At 64.7% G+C, this 17,402-nt stretch carries 17 protein-coding genes; 11 read left to right on the top strand and 6 right to left on the bottom strand.

What is annotated here, in order from left to right; translation table 11 throughout:
* Nucleotides 1-11: 11 nt before the first annotated feature.
* The 4 genes from ACI0FO_RS13380 to ACI0FO_RS13365 all read left to right on the top strand — a co-directional run bounded on the left by ACI0FO_RS13380 (nt 12) and on the right by ACI0FO_RS13365 (nt 2,426).
* A complete protein-coding gene (locus ACI0FO_RS13380; protein WP_416027298.1) occupies nt 12-494 on the top strand; it encodes a YraN family protein in 483 nt (160 codons plus the stop codon).
* A 110-nt stretch (nt 495-604) separates the two neighbouring features.
* Nucleotides 605-1,198 carry a phosphoheptose isomerase gene (locus tag ACI0FO_RS13375; protein ID WP_169274276.1) on the top strand — a complete coding sequence of 198 codons (594 nt, stop codon included), beginning with the start codon at nt 605-607 and terminating at the stop codon, nt 1,196-1,198.
* A complete protein-coding gene (locus ACI0FO_RS13370; protein ID WP_416027296.1) occupies nt 1,195-1,935 on the top strand; it encodes a BON domain-containing protein in 741 nt (246 codons plus the stop codon). Before ACI0FO_RS13375 ends, ACI0FO_RS13370 begins: the two co-directional genes overlap by 4 nt.
* Complete coding sequence (locus ACI0FO_RS13365; RefSeq protein WP_105555897.1) at nt 1,932-2,426, top strand: peroxiredoxin family protein; 495 nt, start codon at nt 1,932-1,934, stop codon at nt 2,424-2,426. The genes ACI0FO_RS13370 and ACI0FO_RS13365 overlap by 4 nt, the downstream gene beginning before the upstream one ends.
* A 75-nt stretch (nt 2,427-2,501) precedes the next feature.
* Here ACI0FO_RS13365 and ACI0FO_RS13360 read toward each other — a convergent pair whose 3' ends face one another.
* Nucleotides 2,502-3,290, bottom strand: a complete 789-nt coding sequence (locus tag ACI0FO_RS13360) for a MetQ/NlpA family ABC transporter substrate-binding protein (RefSeq protein ID WP_416027293.1) — start codon at nt 3,288-3,290, stop codon at nt 2,502-2,504.
* A 263-nt stretch (nt 3,291-3,553) separates the two neighbouring features.
* Here ACI0FO_RS13360 and argB point away from each other — a divergent pair, with 263 nt between their 5' ends.
* The 5 genes from argB to ACI0FO_RS13335 all read left to right on the top strand — a co-directional run bounded on the left by argB (nt 3,554) and on the right by ACI0FO_RS13335 (nt 8,824).
* Nucleotides 3,554-4,456 carry an acetylglutamate kinase gene (gene argB / locus ACI0FO_RS13355; protein WP_105555895.1) on the top strand — a complete coding sequence of 301 codons (903 nt, stop codon included), beginning with the start codon at nt 3,554-3,556 and terminating at the stop codon, nt 4,454-4,456.
* A gap of 112 nt (nt 4,457-4,568) precedes the next feature.
* Nucleotides 4,569-5,315, top strand: a complete 747-nt coding sequence (locus ACI0FO_RS13350) for a pyrimidine 5'-nucleotidase (RefSeq protein ID WP_416027291.1) — start codon at nt 4,569-4,571, stop codon at nt 5,313-5,315.
* A 54-nt stretch (nt 5,316-5,369) separates the two neighbouring features.
* Nucleotides 5,370-5,945, top strand: coding sequence for a nucleoid occlusion factor SlmA (gene slmA, locus ACI0FO_RS13345; protein WP_105555893.1), 576 nt, complete (start codon nt 5,370-5,372; stop codon nt 5,943-5,945).
* Between the two features lie 320 nt (nt 5,946-6,265).
* A complete protein-coding gene (locus ACI0FO_RS13340; protein WP_416027289.1) occupies nt 6,266-7,759 on the top strand; it encodes a DASS family sodium-coupled anion symporter in 1,494 nt (497 codons plus the stop codon).
* 12 nt (nt 7,760-7,771) lie between these two features.
* Nucleotides 7,772-8,824: an Ldh family oxidoreductase gene (locus tag ACI0FO_RS13335; protein WP_105555891.1), complete on the top strand. Its 1,053-nt coding sequence runs from the start codon at nt 7,772-7,774 to the stop codon at nt 8,822-8,824.
* Between the two features lie 871 nt (nt 8,825-9,695).
* Here the strand turns inward: ACI0FO_RS13335 and rodA are convergent.
* The 5 genes from rodA to ACI0FO_RS13310 form a co-directional block, all read right to left on the bottom strand.
* Entirely contained in the window at nt 9,696-10,832 is a 1,137-nt protein-coding gene (gene rodA, locus ACI0FO_RS13330) for a rod shape-determining protein RodA (protein ID WP_416027287.1), read from the bottom strand.
* The gene (gene mrdA / locus ACI0FO_RS13325) at nt 10,829-12,757 is read right to left on the bottom strand and encodes a penicillin-binding protein 2 (protein WP_416027286.1); all 1,929 of its coding nucleotides are present in this window, start codon (nt 12,755-12,757) and stop codon (nt 10,829-10,831) included. The genes rodA and mrdA overlap by 4 nt, the downstream gene beginning before the upstream one ends.
* A 15-nt stretch (nt 12,758-12,772) precedes the next feature.
* A complete protein-coding gene (mreD, locus tag ACI0FO_RS13320) occupies nt 12,773-13,333 on the bottom strand; it encodes a rod shape-determining protein MreD (protein WP_035213076.1) in 561 nt (186 codons plus the stop codon).
* Nucleotides 13,320-14,204, bottom strand: coding sequence for a rod shape-determining protein MreC (gene mreC / locus ACI0FO_RS13315; RefSeq protein ID WP_105555888.1), 885 nt, complete (start codon nt 14,202-14,204; stop codon nt 13,320-13,322). The genes mreD and mreC overlap by 14 nt, the downstream gene beginning before the upstream one ends.
* Nucleotides 14,205-14,288: 84 nt before the next feature.
* The gene (locus ACI0FO_RS13310; RefSeq protein WP_006216320.1) at nt 14,289-15,332 is read right to left on the bottom strand and encodes a rod shape-determining protein; all 1,044 of its coding nucleotides are present in this window, start codon (nt 15,330-15,332) and stop codon (nt 14,289-14,291) included.
* A gap of 227 nt (nt 15,333-15,559) precedes the next feature.
* Between ACI0FO_RS13310 and gatC the strand changes: the two genes are divergently transcribed.
* Nucleotides 15,560-15,868, top strand: a complete 309-nt coding sequence (gene gatC / locus ACI0FO_RS13305) for an Asp-tRNA(Asn)/Glu-tRNA(Gln) amidotransferase subunit GatC (RefSeq protein ID WP_416027283.1) — start codon at nt 15,560-15,562, stop codon at nt 15,866-15,868.
* 3 nt (nt 15,869-15,871) lie between these two features.
* A complete protein-coding gene (gatA, locus tag ACI0FO_RS13300) occupies nt 15,872-17,401 on the top strand; it encodes an Asp-tRNA(Asn)/Glu-tRNA(Gln) amidotransferase subunit GatA (RefSeq protein ID WP_416027282.1) in 1,530 nt (509 codons plus the stop codon).
* Nucleotide 17,402: the final 1 nt, after the last annotated feature.

The raw sequence follows: 17,402 nt of genomic DNA, 5'->3' as shown, positions 1-17,402 counted from the left end.
TCGGAGCCCCCATGACGGACGACACCCTGCGCCTGGCCTGCGAACTGGCGCTGGCCGCGCGGCGCCGCGCGGACAAGCGCCGCCGCCGCGCCCGGCCGCGTACCACGCCGGAAGATGCGCCTGTACGCCGCTCACCCATGCAACGCCGCGGCGATCTCCATGAAGACGCCGCACTGCGCCTGCTACTGGCCCAGGGTCTGGTGCTGCTGGCGCGCAACCTCTGGACGCGGGCAGGCGAAATCGACTTGGCCATGCGCGACGGCGACACGCTGGTGTTCGTCGAGGTCCGGGCCCGCGGCCAAACCCGCTACGGCGGCGCCGCGGCCAGCATCGGCCGCGACAAGCAGGCCCGGCTGGCCCGCGCCGCCGCGCAATGGCTGCCGGAACTGGCCCGGCGGCATTGGCACGGCGCGCCGCCGCCGGCACGCTTCGATGCCGTGGTCTTCGACGCCGGCCAACCCCAATGGCTGCGCGGCGCTTTCCTGCTGCCTTGAGGCCGACGCCGGACGCGGCCGGCTCTGGCCGGACACCACCGTAACGTCCTGCCGCAGCGTCGTTACGGATCGACAGAACAGGGGGACCGCCGCGTGAGATAATCGCGGCCATGGATATGACCTCTCGTATGACGTCGCACTTTCGCGACGCCATGGCTGCGTGCGAACAAAGTATGAACGTCCTGGCCGAACCGCTGGCGGTGGCGGTGGACGTGCTATTCGGCGCCCTGGCGAACAACGGCAAGATTCTGGCTTGCGGCAACGGCGGATCCGCCGCGGATGCGCAGCATTTCATCGCCGAACTGGTGGGCCGCTTCGAACGCGAGCGCCTGCCGCTGGCGGGCATCGCGCTCAATACCGACACCGCGATCCTCACCGCAGTCGGCAACGACTACGGCTTCGATGAAATCTACGAACGCCAGGTCAACGCCTTCGGCCAGGCCGGAGACGTCCTGGTGGCGATCTCCACCAGCGGCAATTCCCCCAATGTGGTCCGCGCCATGGAAGCCGCCAGCGCGCGCGAGATGCATGTTCTTGCCCTGACGGGCAAGGGCGGCGGCGTCATGGGGGAACTCATTACGCCTATGGACGTCCATCTATGTGTTCCCAGCGACCGCACGATGCGGGTCCAGGAAGTCCACATTCTGCTGCTGCACGCGCTGTGCGACGGCATCGACGCTCTTCTGCTTGGAGACACTGAATGATTTCTGACGTCAGAACCGCAGTCCGACCCCTGATGCTTGCGGCCGCCCTGTCCACCGCGGCGTTGTCGTTGACGGCCTGCGCGCCCCTGATCGTGGGCGGCGCCGCCGCCACCACGGCGGTCGTAGTCACGGACCGCCGCACGTCCGGCACCCAGCTTGAAGACCAGAACATGGCCTTCAAGGCGCAAAGCCAGATCTCACAGAAATTGGGCGATACCGCCCGGGTCAACGCGATGGCCTACGGCGGCCACCTGCTGCTGACGGGCGACGTCCCCACCGAGGAAGCCAAAAGCCAGGCCACCGCCATCGCCCAGGGCATCGAAAACGTCAAACAGGTCATCAACCAGTTGAACGTGGGCCCGATCGCTTCGTTCGGCACCCGCTCGAACGACACCTGGCTGACCTCTAAAGTAAAGACCGCGCTGATCAACACCAAGTACGTGCCGTCCGGCACCATCGCACTGACGACGGACCACAGCGTCGTCTATCTGATGGGCAAGGTCACGCAGGCCGAGGGCGACTACGCCGCGAATGCCACGGCCGACGTCGGCGGCGTCGCGAAGGTGGTTAAACTGTTCGAGACCATCAGCCGGGAAGAAGCAATCCGGCTGTCCAACAGCAGCACCCGGGACCAATCCACGGAAACCAAGGCGCCCATTGAAAGCGGCGCCGGCGCAGCACCCAGCGGCAACGCGGCCGGCACGAGCAACGGCGTAGAGGCCATGCCCATCAAATGAAAAAAGCCATCGTAGCCCTGGCCGTCCTGGTGGCGGTCGGCATCGGCGCCTGGTTCGTCTGGCGCCCTGCCCAGACGGCGCCCGACGTCACCTTCACCACCCTGGAAGGCAAGTCCTTCTCGATGCAGGACCTGCGCGGCAAGGTCGTGCTGGTCAAGTTTTGGGCAACCAGCTGTGTGACCTGCGTGAAGCAGATGCCGGAAACCATCGCGGCTTATAAACAGTACGCCAGCAAGGGCTACGAGGCCGTGGCAGTCGCCATGGATTACGACCCGCCCAATTTCGTGCTGAACTTCGCCGAGCAGCGCAAGCTGCCCTTCCCCGTGGCGTTGGACACCAAGGGCGACATCGCCCGCGCCTTCGGCGACATCCGCCTGACGCCCACGGCCTTCCTGATCGACAAGCAGGGACACATCATCAAGCGCTATCTAGGCGAATACGATGTGGCCGAATTCCACGCCACCGTGGAAAAGGCGCTGGCCGCCGGCTAGACGCGCCGCCCGCCTCCCCATGAAAAAACCGCCCGATGGGCGGTTTTTTCATGGCTGGCCTGAGACTGGCCGGATTCAGAACGCCGGAATCACGGCGCCCTTGTACTTTTCCTGGATGAACGTCTTCACCTCGGGCGTGTGCAGGGCATCGACCAGCTTCTTGATGCCCGGCGCATCTTTGTTGTCGGCGCGGGTCACGAGGATGTTGGCGTAGGGTGAATCGGCGCCTTCGATGAAGAGCGCGTCCTTGGTGGGCACCAGGCCGGCTTCCAGCGCGTAGTTGGTGTTGATCAGCGCCAGGTCCACGTCGTCCAGCGAGCGCGGCAGCATCGCGGCTTCAAGTTCGCGGAACTTCAGCTTCTTGGGATTCTCGACCACATCGGCGGCGGTCGCCAGGATGTTGGAAGGATCCTTCAGCTTGATCACGCCCTGCTTTTGCAGCAGCACCAGCGCGCGGCCGCCGTTGGACGGGTCGTTTGGAATTGCGACCGAAGCGCCGTCCTTCAGTTCGGACAGGCTCTTGATCTTCTTGGAGTAGCCGCCGAAGGGTTCGACGTGCACCAGCGCCACCGGCACGAGCGTGGCCTTGCGGTCCTTGTTGAACGCATCCAGATAGGGCTTGTGCTGGAAGAAGTTGGCGTCCAGCTGTTTGTCGGCCAATTGCAGGTTGGGCTGCACATAATCGCTGAACACCTTGATGTCGAGCTCGACGCCCTGCTTGGCCAACTGCGGTTTCACCACTTCCAGGATCTCGGCGTGCGGCACCTGGGTTGCGCCCACCACCACTTTTTCAGCATGGGCGGCATTGGCCGCCACCAGGAAGGCCGATGCCGCAAGGGCAGAGCGGACGAAGTTCAAACGCATGTTTTGCCTCTTATAGGGATAAAAATGGGGGCCCATGTCCGCCCGGATGCGGATTCGCCCCCTTTTGCGGGGCGCCGCGCTCTCGAAAACGCCCCCAATTTACCTGAATGCCGGTTATTTGTCGGGCATATGGACATAGGTTTTAGGCATATGAAACCTGCGGGTACTACAATCCGTCGTATGCTTGCGCTACCGCGTCCCGAACGCGATTTTGTGCAGGCATTTTTTCTAACCACTCATACTTATTTGCCGACTTAGCTGCCATGACCGACACCCCCGACCCTGCTGCCGTTTCGTCCCCCGCTGTCAAAGCCGCGGTGCTTTCTGAAGCACTGCCGTATATCCGACGATTCCACGGCAAGACCATCGTGGTCAAGTACGGCGGCAACGCCATGACGGAAGAGCGCTTGCAGCGCAGCTTCGCGCACGATGTCGTGCTGCTGAAGCTGGTGGGTCTGAATCCGGTGGTCGTCCACGGCGGCGGTCCGCAGATCGACGACGCGCTGCGCCGCATTGGTAAGCAGGGCACCTTCATCCAGGGCATGCGCGTGACCGACGCCGAGACCATGGAAGTGGTCGAATGGGTGCTGGGCGGCCAGGTCCAGCAAGACATCGTCATGATGATCAACGAAGTCGGCGGCAAGGCGGTGGGCCTGACCGGCAAGGACGGCGGCCTGATCCAGGCCCAGAAGAAGCTGATGGCCAACAAGGACAACCCCGACGAACCGATCGACATCGGTTTCGTGGGCGACATCACCCTGGTCGAGCCGGCCGTGGTGAAAGCCCTGCAGGACGACCAGTTCATCCCCGTGATCTCGCCGATCGGCTATGGCGAAGACGGCACCGCCTACAACATCAACGCCGACGTCGTCGCCGGCAAGATGGCCGAAGTGCTGGGCGCTGAAAAGTTGCTGATGCTGACCAACACGCCGGGCGTGCTGGACAAGGCCGGCAAGCTGCTGCGCAGCCTGTCCGCCCAGACCATCGACGAACTGTTCGCGGACGGCACCATCTCGGGCGGCATGCTGCCCAAGATCTCGTCGGCGCTGGACGCCGCCAAGAACGGCGTGAACTCCGTGCACATCGTCGACGGCCGCGTGCCGCACTGCCTGCTGCTGGAAATCCTGACCGATCAGGGCGTTGGCACGATGATCAGCTCGCACTGATGCCCACCCCGCAGCGCTGCGCGGCGCCCCCCAGGGGGCGCCGCTGCGGACCGGCGGAGCCGGATCCGCGCGGCCCGGATCTGGGCGACCCGTTTCTCCGGTGGCGTTTTTGATGCAAGCGCGCCGACAATTGCTGCGGCCTGCGGTGCGCATGCGCCGTTCGCGCAGCGTGGCCACGGGCGTTTCCGAACGCCTGTGGTTGTTCGATCTGGACAATACGCTGCACGATACCTCGCACGCCATCTTCCCAAAGATCGACCACGGCATGACGATGGCCGTGGCCGAAGCCCTGAACGTGGACATCGACACGGCCAACGACGTGCGCCGGCTGTACTGGAAGCGCTATGGCGCCACGATGATCGGCATGGTGCGCCACCACGGCGTGAATCCGCACGACTTCCTGCACCGCAGCCACGACTTCGACGTCAATCCGCTGATCCGCGCTGAAAAGGCGCTGGCCTACAAATTGCGGCAGCTGCCGGGTCGCAAGGTGTTGCTGACCAACGCGCCGCTGCGGTACGCGCGCGCGGTCTTGGCCCGGCTGGGCATCTTGCGCCAGTTCGACAGCCTGTGGGCCATCGAGCACATGCGGCTGCACGGCGAATTCCGGCCCAAACCATCGCCCGCGCTGCTGCGCTATGTGTTGGCCCGCGAAGGCGTGCCCGCCCATCGCGCCGTCCTGGTGGAAGACACGCTGGCCAACCTGCGCGGCGCGCGCCGGGCCGGCGTCCGGACCGTGCACGTCTATCACCCCGGCACGCCCTTTTCCCGTGGCCGCTCACATCGTCCGGCCTATGTCGACTTGCGGGTAAACTCCGTCAGTGATTTGTTGTTACGCCGACGTCCCCTGCGGGGATAGCGGCGCGCTCCTCCCCCCATTCACCGTCAAGCCTGCGCGAGAGCAGTTCCTTCCATGGCGAGCAAACCCGGCGAGCGCAAGACCCAGATTCTGCAGACACTGGCCGAGATGCTGGAGCAGCCGCATGCGTCCCGCATCACCACGGCCGCGCTGGCCGCGCGCCTTGAAGTCTCGGAAGCCGCGCTGTACCGGCACTTCGCCAGCAAGGCGCAGATGTTCGAAGGGCTGATCGAATTCATCGAAACCAGCATCTTCACGCTGGTGAACCAGATTGCCACCGCCGAACCCTACGGCGTGCCGCAAGCGCACAAGACCGTCTCGATGCTGCTGACCTTCTCGGAACGCAACAAAGGCATGACGCGCGTGCTGACCGGGGACGCGCTGGTCACGGAAGACAACCGGCTGCAAGAACGCATCAACCACATCAACGACCGCATCGAGACGTCGCTAAAGCAATCGCTACGCATCGCCATCACCGACGGCGGCCTGCCGCCGGACGCGAATGTCGCCGCGCACGCCAGCCTGCTGACGCACCTGGTGCTGGGCCGGTGGCTGCGCTATGCGCAGAGCGGCTGGCGCGTGGCGCCCACGCTGCACCTGGACGAACAACTGCGCCTGGCCCTGGGCTAAGCCATCCACCGACGGCCGATTCGGGCCCATTTGCGGCATAACACGAACGAATTACCGAGGGCCTCTGAGTGCGCCTTGGACCCGTTCGACACAATTGGTGTGCATTTACGCAACATTCCCAAGCTTGCGACCGCCAAGGGCGGACGAGCATAATGCCCAAGGTGGGTTTCTACAAGCTCATATCTTCTTCGGTTTGACCCACATCAATACGGGTTTTCCTCAATGCCGTCACGATCATCCTGTAGCACCGACACATCGAATTAAACAAACCCGTGCTCGCGGGGAGTGTGTCGGAAGTTTGACCTCAACCGGAGATGGATATGACTGCGCCAGCCGCTGTCCCTGCCTCGCAAGCCCCAAAGAAAGCAAAAATTCCAATCGGACTCATCGCCGGCATCCTGGTGATGATCGGGGTGCTGATGATGCCCCTGCCTGCCGACCTGCCGGTCGCGGGCCACCGCATGCTGGCGATCCTGGCGTTTGCCGTGGTGGTCTGGATTACCGAAGCCGTGTCTTACGAAGCCAGCGCGATCATGATCACGACGCTGATGGCCTTCCTGTTGGGCACGGCTCCGACAATCAAAGACCCGAACGTGCTGTACGGCACGTCCGCCGCCATCAGCATGGCGCTTAACGGTTTTTCAAATTCGGCGCTGGCGCTGGTCACCGGCGCCTTGTTCATTGCCGCCGCCATGACCTTCACCGGGCTGGACCGGCGCATCGCGCTGGTCACGTTGTCGAAAGTCGGCACCAGCACGCGCCGCATCCTGATCGGATGTATCGCCGTGACGATCGTGCTGAGCCTGGTCGTGCCCAGCGCCACCGCGCGCAGCGCGGCCGTGGTGCCCATCATGATGGGCGTCATCGCGGCCTTCGGCGTGGACAAGCGGTCGAACATCGCCGCCGGCATCATGATCATCGTGGCGCAGGCCACCAGCATCTGGAACGTTGGTATCCAGACCGCCGCCGCGCAGAACCTGCTGACGGTCGGCTTCATGGAAAAGATGCTGGGCGAACGCGTGGCGTGGTCGGACTGGCTGATTGCCGGCGCTCCCTGGTCGCTGATCATGTCGGCCGTGCTGATCTTCGTCGTGCTGAAGTTGCTGCCGCCGGAAAGCGACAGCATCGCCGGGGGCAAGGAAGCGGTCGAAAAGTCGCTGATTGAACTGGGCCCCATGACAGGCGCGCAAAAGCGCCTGATGGCGGTGTCGGTCATGCTGTTGCTGTTCTGGTCGACCGAAGGCAAGCTGCACAAGTTCGACACGACCTCGACCACTTACTTCGGCCTGGTGCTGCTGATGTTGCCGCGCTTTGGCGTGATGACGTGGAAAGACGTGCAAGCGCGCATCCCATGGGGCACGGTCATCGTGTTCGGCGTGGGCATCAGCCTGGGCACCGCCCTGTTGACGACGCAAGCAGGCCAATGGCTGGGCAACCAGGTCGTGGCGCATACCGGGCTGGATCAACTGGGGCCGCTGGCGATCTTCGCCATCCTTGCCGCGTTCCTGATCGTCATTCACTTGGGTTTCGCCAGCGCCACCGCGCTGACCTCGGCCATGCTGCCCATCCTGATCTCGGTGCTGGCCACGCTGCCGGGCGATTTCAGCCGCCTGGGCATGACCATGCTGCTGGGCTTCGTGGTCAGCTACGGTTTCATTCTGCCGATCAACGCGCCGCAGAACATGGTTTGCCTGGGCACGGAAACCTTCAATGCCAAGCAGTTTGCCAAAGTCGGCATCATCGTCACCATCGTGGGGTACCTGCTGATGCTGGTCATGGGCGCGACGTACTGGCGCTGGCTTGGCTGGCTTTAAGGAGAACGCATCATGAAACTCTCCTTAGCCCAAGCCAATGAATACGGCCGCCGCGTGCTGATGGCGCAAGGCGTGCCCGAAGACATCGCCCGCGACGTGGCCGAACACCTGGTCGAGTCCGACCGGGTCGGCTACACCAGCCACGGCCTGTCGATCCTGACGAACTACCGGCGCGTGCTGTCCGAAGGCCTGGCCCAGGCCGACGGCCGGCCTGAACTGGTGAACGACCGCGGCGCCATGCTCGCCTATGACGGCCACCACGGCCTGGGTCAGTACGTTGGCAAGGTCGTCATCGAAAAGGCGATCGAGCGCACCCAGGAACACGGGCAATGCATCGTGACGCTGCGCCACAGCCATCACCTGGGCCGCATGGGTCACTTCGGTGAAATGGTGGCGGCCAAGGGCTTGATCCTGCTGGCCTTCACCAACGTGATCAACCGCGCGCCCACCGTGGCGCCGTTCGGCGGCGCCCAGGCGTGCCTGACCACCAACCCGCTGTGCTTCGCTGGTCCGCTGCCCGGCGGGCGCCCACCGTTCATCGTGGACATGGCCACCAGCTCCATCGCCGTGAACAAGGCACGCGTGCTGGCGGCCAAGGGCGAACAAGCGCCCCCGGGGTCGCTGATCGACGCCGACGGCAACCCCACGACCGATCCGAACGCGCTGTTCTCGGACCCGCCCGGCGCCCTGCTGCCTTTCGGCGGCCACAAGGGTTATGCGCTGGGCCTGGTGGCGGAACTGCTGGCCGGCGTCTTGTCGGGCGGCGGCACGATCCAGCCCGAACACCCCCGCAACGGCGTGGCCACGAACAACATGTTCGCGCTGTTGCTGGACCCGCAAGTGGACTTCAACACCGACTGGCGCACGATGGAAGTCGGCGCGTTCATCGACTACCTGCATGCGTGCAAACCGCAGCCGGGCGTCGAGGCGGTGCAGTATCCGGGCGAATACGAAGCCCGCAACCGCGCCGTGAACGCAGATTCGGTGGAGTTCGATAGCCGGATCTGGGATGGGTTGAAGAAGCTGGCGTCTGACCTGGGTGTGCCGGAGGCGTTACCGGGTTGATGGTGGGTGTTTTGGTGACGGCGGGTGCGGGTTCTTAAGACGCCCGTCGCGGCGGTGGCCTGCCGGACGCGGGTCAACGATTGCGGTCCGGAGCCTTCGCTCCGGACTGCCCCTTCGTCATCTTCGTCCAGGCCTTCGGCCTTCCCTTCAGATTCCCTCGGGCTTATCGACTCCCCGCGTCCGGCAGGCCACCACCACGACGGGCTCGCGCAGTTGAAAGCGGACGTCAGCTGGGACGAGCTGCATGCTTAGGGTTCTGGCATACGGCATCGAAAAGAGAAATAGCTTGTAGTGCCCGCCCCCAGCCGGCCGCGCGGGCGGCCTTTGGGGGCTTACGCAGCGTCTTGCATCGACACGCTGCCGCTACGCGTATAGGCAAGAAAACGGGCCGCCGCTAATCGTCACTTGAACCCCTGTGCCGGATGGGCGGCGTGCGCGAGAGGGTCTGCATACGCAACAGGCTCCCTGCCGCGCGCCGCCCATCTCTACCCGCCCCACTTGATTGCGGGCCCATCAGCAATGCCCCCACGCAAGCGCGCAGCGATCACATCACCGACGACGCACCGCGCGTAGGCCGATTGTGGCCGCCCGCGCGGCCGCAATCGGCGGGCCCCGCAAATCTCGACATGATTGACAGGCCCAGCAACGCGCCGAGCCAAGACGGCGTGAGCCCGTCGGGGTGGGCGGCATGGGCGCGAGCAACCTCGATGCGCCCGAGGGAATCTGAAGGGAAGGCCGTAGGCCTGGACGAAGATGACGAAGGGGAAGTCCGGCGCCTGCGCGCCGGACCGCAATCGTGGGCGCGAGTGCCCATGCCGCCCACGCCGACGGGCGACCCACGAAGCACTACACGACGAACCTCACTCCCGCATCAACCCTTCGCCGATCGATGCCTGCTGATGCTCATCATGATCCCGAACGCGATCCCCATCGTGAACAACGCCGTCCCGCCGTAACTCATGAACGGCAACGGCACACCGACGACCGGCAAGATCCCCGTCACCATCCCCACGTTCACGAACACATAGATGAACAGCATCATCGTCAGCGCCCCCGCCAGCAAACGTCCAAACTGTGACGATGCCCGCGAAGCGATCGTCAGGCCCCGCGCCATCATCAGGCCATACAGCACCAGGATCGCGATACCGCCATACAGGCCGAACTCTTCGGCGTACACCGCGAAAATGAAGTCCGTCGTGCGTTCCGGGATGAAGTCCAGGTGCGTCTGCGTACCCTTCATGTAGCCCTTGCCGTACACGCCGCCCGAGCCCACGGCGATCATCGACTGGATCGTGTGGAACCCCTTGCCCAACGGATCGGAACTGGGATTGAGCAGCGTGCAGACCCGATGCTTTTGATAATCGTGCAGCACCACCCAGTCCACATCCGGCTCGCATAGCTGGTCTTCGTAATACACCAGCGTACCGATCGCGATGATGCCGGCCAGCATCACCGGCACCAGAAGCTTGAACGACAGGCCCGCGAAATAGATCACGAAAAAACCGGCGCCGAACACCAGTAGCGCCGTGCCGAGATCAGGTTGCAACACGATCAGGCCGAACGGCGCGGCCAGCATGGCGGCGGCGGCCAGGAAGTCTCGGATGCGCACCGCGCCTTCGTGGCGCTGGAAGTACCAGGCCAGCATCATCGGCACCGCGATCTTCATCATTTCGGAAGGCTGGATGCGCGTCACGCCAAGATTCAGCCAGCGGGTCGCGCCCTTGCTGGTTTCACCGAAAAACTCCACGCCCAGCAGCAGCACCACGCCCACCACGTAGAAGGGCAACGCCAGCTTCATCAGCCACTTGGGCGGAATGAGCGCCATCGTCCACATCGCAAAGAACGCGATGACGAAGTTGCGCGACTGCTCCGCAAAACGCCAATCGGTGCCGCCCACCGCCGAATGCATGACGGTCAGGCCCAACGCGGCGAACATCAACAAAATCGCCAGCAGCGGCCAATCGAACGCCGTGAAGACGCGTAGCAGGATAAGGCCCAGGCGCTTCATTGTTGGCGCACCACGTCGGAAGTAATGGATTCAACGGAGGCCACGGGATCGGCCCGTTCCGGCCGCACGATCTTGTCCTGGCGGTCTTTGGCCAGCCAGTAGTCGAACACCTTGCGCGCGACGGGAGCCGCCACGCTGGCGCCCCAGCCGGCGTTCTCGACGATCAGCGACACGGCGATGCGGGGATGCTCCAGCGGCGCGAACCCCATGAAAAGCGCGTGGTCGCGCAGGCGTTCGTCGATCGCGCTGGCGCGGTAGTGCCCGCCCCGCAGGCTGAACACCTGCGCCGTGCCGGTCTTGCCGGCCGCCTGGTACGGGGCATTGGCGAATGCGCGGCGTGCCGTGCCCGCCCGCACCACGTCCGCCATGGCGTTCTTGATCACATCCACATTGGCCTGCTTCAGCGGGATTCGGTAGTCGGGCGTCGATTCCGTGGGCTTGGCCACGCCGCTGCGCGGATCGCGCACCGCGTGCACCAGGTGCGGGCGGCGGTAAAGGCCGTTGTTGGCCAATGTCGACGTGCCCTGCGCCAGCTGTAGCAGAGTGAACGCGTTGTAGCCCTGGCCCACGGCCACCGAAATGGTTTCGCCCGCATACCAGCGCTGGCGGTCCTTGTCCTTGTAGGCGGCGCGCTTCCAGTCCGTGGAGGGCAGCACGCCGCGCTTTTCGCCTTCCAGGTCGATGCCGGTGATCTGGCCAAAACCGAACTGCTTGGTGAAATCGTGCAGCGCATTCACGCCGATCTCGGGGCCCAACGAATAGAAATATGTGTCGGACGACACCACGATTGCCTTGTGCATGTCGGTCATGCCATAGGCGGCGCCGCCGGCGTTGCGGAACTTCTGCCCGCCGAATTCGTAGTAGCCCGGGTCGGAAATGCGGTCGGTCGCGCGGCGCTTGCCCAGTTCCAGGGCAGCCAGGCCAACAAAGGGCTTGTAGGTCGAACCGATCGGGTAGGTGCCATACAGCGGGCGGTTGATCAGCGGATGGTCCGGCGATTCGTTCAGCATCCGCCAGTTGTCCACGTCGATGCCGTCCACGAACAGATTGGGATCGAAGGACGGCTGCGACACAAAGGCCAGGACCTCGCCCGTGTCCGGGTCGATCGCGACGAGCGCGCCGCGCTGGCCTTCAAAGGCTTCTTCGGCCACCTTCTGCAGGCCCAGATCGATGGACAGCATGATGTCCGACCCCGGCACCGGGTCGATCCGGCGCAGCGTGCGCATGGGGCGGCCGCCGGCAGTGACTTCGACCTCTTCCAGGCCGGTGCGGCCATGCAGCTGCTCTTCCCAGGTTTTCTCGATGCCCTTCTTGCCGATCACATCCGTGCCGCGGTAATTGCCCAGCAGGCCGGCGCGTTCCAGCTCTTCGTTGTCGCCTTCCGCAATGCGGCCGATGTAGCCCACCACGTGCGCGGCCGACAGGCCCTGCGGATACTCGCGCACCCATCGCGCGCGCAGCTCGACGCCCGGGAACTGGAAGGAGTGCGCGGCAAACCAGGCGGCCTCGGTCTCGTTCAAGTTGTTGCGCAATTGCAGGCTGGCGTAGCGGCTGGACTCCGCCGCGCGCCGCTTGAAGCGCCGTTGGTCGGCGGGGCTGATGTAGACGACTTCGGTCAGGCGTTCGAACAGCTCCGTCATGTTGCCGGCGTGGGCCGGCACCACTTCGAGCGTGTAGGTGCGGTAGTTGCGCGCCAGGACTTCGCCATTGCGATCCAGGATCTCGCCGCGCCGGGGCGGGATCGGCACAACGGCAATACGGTTGCGGTCGGCGCGCTCGGAGAGGCCTTCGTAGCGGTCGACCTGCAAATACCAGAACCGTCCCACCAGCACGCCGAAACACACCAGGGCGAACACGCCGCCTACCCAGGCGCGCAGGCGGAAGCGCTGCTTCTGCTGCTGGCCAGTTTTCTTGAATTCGAACATGACGCGACGCCGCCGTCAGGCGGAGGAGGATTCGGCGTCGTCGGCACCGCGCTGCGGCAAGTGCAGCACCCAGCCCGCCAACGGCCACAGCGCAGCGGTGATGGCCACGCTGATGCACCAGTCCCAGCCCGGCCATTTTCCGGCAAGCCAGGCATGAATGATCTGGGTCAGGAAACGGGCGATGAAGAAGACAGGCAGCATGTGCATCGCCTGGCTCCAGAGATCGAACCGTTGCAGCCGGCGGTGCAGCACCACCGCGCCATAGGCGACCAGCGTGTACGACAACGCGTGCTCGCCCAGCGGGCCCGCATCGTGCACGTCCATCAGCAAACCGAAGAAAAACGCGGTGAACAGGCCCACGCGGCGAGGTTCATGTACGCACCAGAAGGCAATGATCAGCAGCAGCACGTCGGGCGCGCCCTGCCACAGGCGCCACGGCAGCAGGGACACCAGCCACACCAGCAGCACCGTGGCCCAGACGAAGACGCCATGAGCCGGACCGGACAGGCGGTCTGGGTGCACATTGCTGGGGGTGCCCAGGCGGCGCCTGGGTTGCGATTGATTAGTCCGATCCACCGGAATCGACCTCCTGACGGTTGGACTCGGCGCGGGCCACATCCACCTGCAAGACCAGGAAGTGGCGATAGCGTTCGGGATGAGCCAGCGGTTCACACACGGCACGCGCGAAACCGGAGGCGGTGTCGCGTTCGACCGAGGTCACCTTGGCCACGGGCAAGCCGGCGGGGAACAATCCGCCGACGCCGCTGGTGACGATAGTATCGCCTTCCTTGATATCGGCATTGGCGGCAAGGTAACGGACTTCCATCTTGCCCGGCGAATTACCACCGAACGCGATCAGCCGCAGCCCATTGCGCAGCAGCTGGACGGGAATGGACACCTGCTCATCCGTCACCAGCGCGGCTTCGGCCGTCATCGGCGTCACACGGACAATCTGCCCGACCACGCCGCCTTCGTCGATCACGGGCATGCCCGGCGCCAGGCCGGCCTTGCTGCCCTTGTTGAACACCAGGCGCTGGGTGAACGCGTTGGTGGGTTCGTACATGACCTCGACCACCACCGCCGATTGCGCCACGGTGTCGGTCACGCCCAGCAGGCGGCGCAGTTGCGCGTTTTCGGCGGCCAGTTGCGCCGCATGGCTGGCAACCTGGGCCAGTTCGATGCGCTGGCGCTGCAAGGCTTCGTTTTCGCTGCGGATGAGGTTGGCCGCATTGACCCACTCATTGACTTGCTGGACGAGGTCGCGCGGCGCCATGACGGCACGCTGGAAGGGGTAAATCGCCACGGACATCGCGCGGCGCGCCGGTTCCAGCATGCGCCATTGCGAATCCATGATGATCAGGGCCAAAGCAAGGACGACCAGAACGACCAGCCGCACCTCCGCTGGTGGGCCGCGCCTGAATAGGGGGGGGGTCCCTTGTCGTTGCATGAATCTCAGCCCGGACGCCCGCGTCCGTAGCTCCCACAGCGGCCGGAGCCGTAAACAAGCGGGGCTCCGGGCTGGCGGGCGGTATTAGTCGTTGATGAAGATGGCGCCCAGTTTCTCAAGGTGTTCCAGCGCTTCGCCGCAACCGCGCACGACGCAGGTCAGGGGATCGTCGGCCACCACGACGGGCAGGCCGGTCTCTTCCTGGAGCAGGCGATCCAGATCGCGCAGCAAAGCGCCGCCGCCCGTCAGGGCGATACCCTTGTCGGTGATGTCGGCGCCCAGTTCGGGCGGGGTTTGCTCAAGCGCGATCTTCACCGCGGAAACGATCTGGTTCAGCGGGTCGGTCAGCGATTCCAGGATCTCGTTGGACGAGACCGTGAAGCTGCGCGGCACGCCTTCAGCCAGATTACGGCCCTTGACTTCGATTTCGCGGACTTCGGAACCCGGGAATGCGGAACCGATTTCCTTCTTGATCAGCTCGGCGGTGGGTTCGCCGATCAGCATGCCGTAGTTGCGGCGGATATAGTTGACGATGGCTTCGTCGAACTTGTCGCCGCCGACGCGCACGGAACCTTTATAGACCATGCCGCCCAGCGAGATGACCGCCACCTCGGTGGTGCCGCCGCCGATGTCGACGACCATGGAGCCGCTGGCGTCGGACACGGCCAGGCCGGCGCCGATGGCCGCGGCCATGGGTTCTTCGATCAGGAAGACGTGGGACGCGCCCGCGCCCAACGCCGATTCGCGGATGGCGCGGCGTTCAACCTGGGTGGAACCGCAGGGCACGCAGACGATAATGCGCGGACTGGGCGCCAGCATGTTGCGGGGGTGCACCATGCGGATGAACTGCTTGAGCATCTGTTCGGTGACCGTGAAGTCGGCGATAACGCCATCCTTCATGGGCCGGATGGCCTCGATGTTGCCGGGCACTCGGCCAAGCATCTGCTTGGCTTCGTGGCCGACGGCCTGGATGATCTTTTTGCCGTGAGGCCCGCCTTCATGACGGATTGCGACCACGGAGGGCTCATCGAGCACGATGCCCTTGCCGCGGACGTAAATCAGCGTATTGGCGGTACCGAGGTCGATCGCCATATCGCTGGAAAAATAACTGCGCAGGAATCCGAACATGGGAGCTCAGCTAAATTCTGGGGGGAATTGGGTTCAAGTCGTGGGGCGTCTGGCCCGAGAAACGTCGGGTCCGCCTGTCATCACGGCGATTAAACCGTGAATCATAACTTATAATTTCCCCGGAAATAGCGCATAAATGCAGGCTATTCAAGCTTTGTAACGGGATTGGCGGGTGCATACTGCCCAGTCCCGCCCTTCGGCCTTCGCTTATCGATTTTGCAATCCCTATGGCGCTCAATGACACAGATGTGGCCCGCATTGCCCGGCTGGCCAGAATCGAACTGACCCCCGACCAGCGCACGCTTGCGCAGGCCGAGTTAAACGGCATCCTCCACCTGATCGAACGGCTTCAGTCCGTCGACACCCAAGGCGTCGAACCGCTGGCCCACCCCCTGTCCGCCCATGAGGACATTGTGCTGCGCCTGCGTGAAGACGCCGTTACCGAAGCCAGCTCGGAAGCCCGCCGCGCGGCGCTGCTGGCCAACGCCCCCGACGCCCAGGAAGGCTTGTTCCTGGTTCCTAAAGTCCTAGACTAAGCCATGACGAAACCTGCCTTGCATACCCAATTCGAGGGGATCGCCGCTTTGCGCGCGGCCCTCGCCCAACGCCAGGTCAGCGCAGTCGAACTGGCGCAAAGCGCCCTGGCGGCTGCCGATGCGGCCAGCGGCCTGAATTGCTTTTTACATATTGACGCTGAATTGACGCTGGCCCAGGCCCGCGCCGCCGACGCCGCCCTGGCCGACGGTTCGGCGGGCCCGCTGGCCGGCGTGCCCATCGCGCACAAAGACGCGTTCGTGACTCGCGGCTGGCGCACGACCGCCGGCAGCAAAATGCTGGAAGGCTATGTCAGCCCGTTCGACGCCACCGTCGTCGAACGACTGGCCGCAGCGGGCGCCGTGTCCATCGGCAAGCTGAACTGCGACGAATTCGCCATGGGTTCCGGCAACGAGAACTCGGCCTACGGCGCGGTGAAGAATCCCTGGGACCACGCCGCGGTGCCCGGCGGCTCGTCGGGCGGATCGGCCGCCGCCGTGGCCGCCCGCCTGGTGGCCGCCGCCACCGGCACCGACACCGGCGGCTCGGTGCGCCAGCCCGCCGCCTTGTGCGGCGTCAGCGGCATCAAGCCGACTTACGGCACCGTGTCGCGGTACGGCATGGTGGCGTTCGGCTCCAGCCTGGACCAGGCCGGCCCGCTGGCCGCCAGCAGCCGCGACCTGCTTGAGTTGCTGGACGTCGTGAGCGGTTTCGATCCGCGCGACGCGACCAGTCTGGAAAAGTGCGACGCCGCCGTGAACGAACCTGGCCGCGTCCGCCGCGACTTCGATTCGGCCCAGGCTGCGTTCGACGCGGCCGGCAGCCAACCCTTGAAGGGCTTGCGCATCGGCGTGCCGGAAGAGTATTTCGGCGCCGGCCTGGCCGCCGACGTGGCCGCTGCGGTGGAAGCCGCGCTGGCCCAGTTTGAGGCGCTGGGCGCTGTGCGCGTACCGGTATCGCTGCCGCGCACGGAACTCGCCATCCCCGCCTACTACGTCATCGCCCCGGCGGAAGCGTCCAGCAACCTGGCCCGCTACGACGGCGTGCGCTACGGCCACCGGACCGAGCAGTACGGCGATCTGACCGAAATGATCAGCCGTTCGCGCGCCGAAGGCTTCGGCAGCGAGGTCAAGCGCCGCATCCTGATCGGCACGTATGTGCTGTCGCACGGCTACTACGACGCCTACTACCTGCAAGCGCAACGACTGCGCCGCCTGATCGCACAGGATTTCCAGCGCGCCTACGCGGACCAGTGCGACGTCATCATGGGCCCGGTCACGCCAACGGTGGCCAAGAACATTGGCGACAACCGCGACGACCCGACGGCCGACTGGCTGGCCGACGTCTACACGCTGGGCGTCAGCTTGGCGGGCCTGCCCGCCATGTCCATCCCTTGCGGTTTTGGCTCGGGGCGGCCGGTCGGCCTGCAGATCATCGGCAACTACTTCGACGAAGGCAAGCTCCTAGCCATCGCCGACCGCTACCAACAAGTCACCGACTGGCACAAGCATTCGCCAGTAAAGCAGGACGCCTGAC

The organism is Achromobacter marplatensis (assembly GCF_049060505.1).
In the GTDB taxonomy this organism is placed as follows: domain Bacteria; phylum Pseudomonadota; class Gammaproteobacteria; order Burkholderiales; family Burkholderiaceae_B; genus Achromobacter; species Achromobacter marplatensis_A.
The sequence above is the reverse complement of the archived record's forward strand: the minus strand, read 5'-3'. Positions and strand labels throughout refer to the sequence as shown.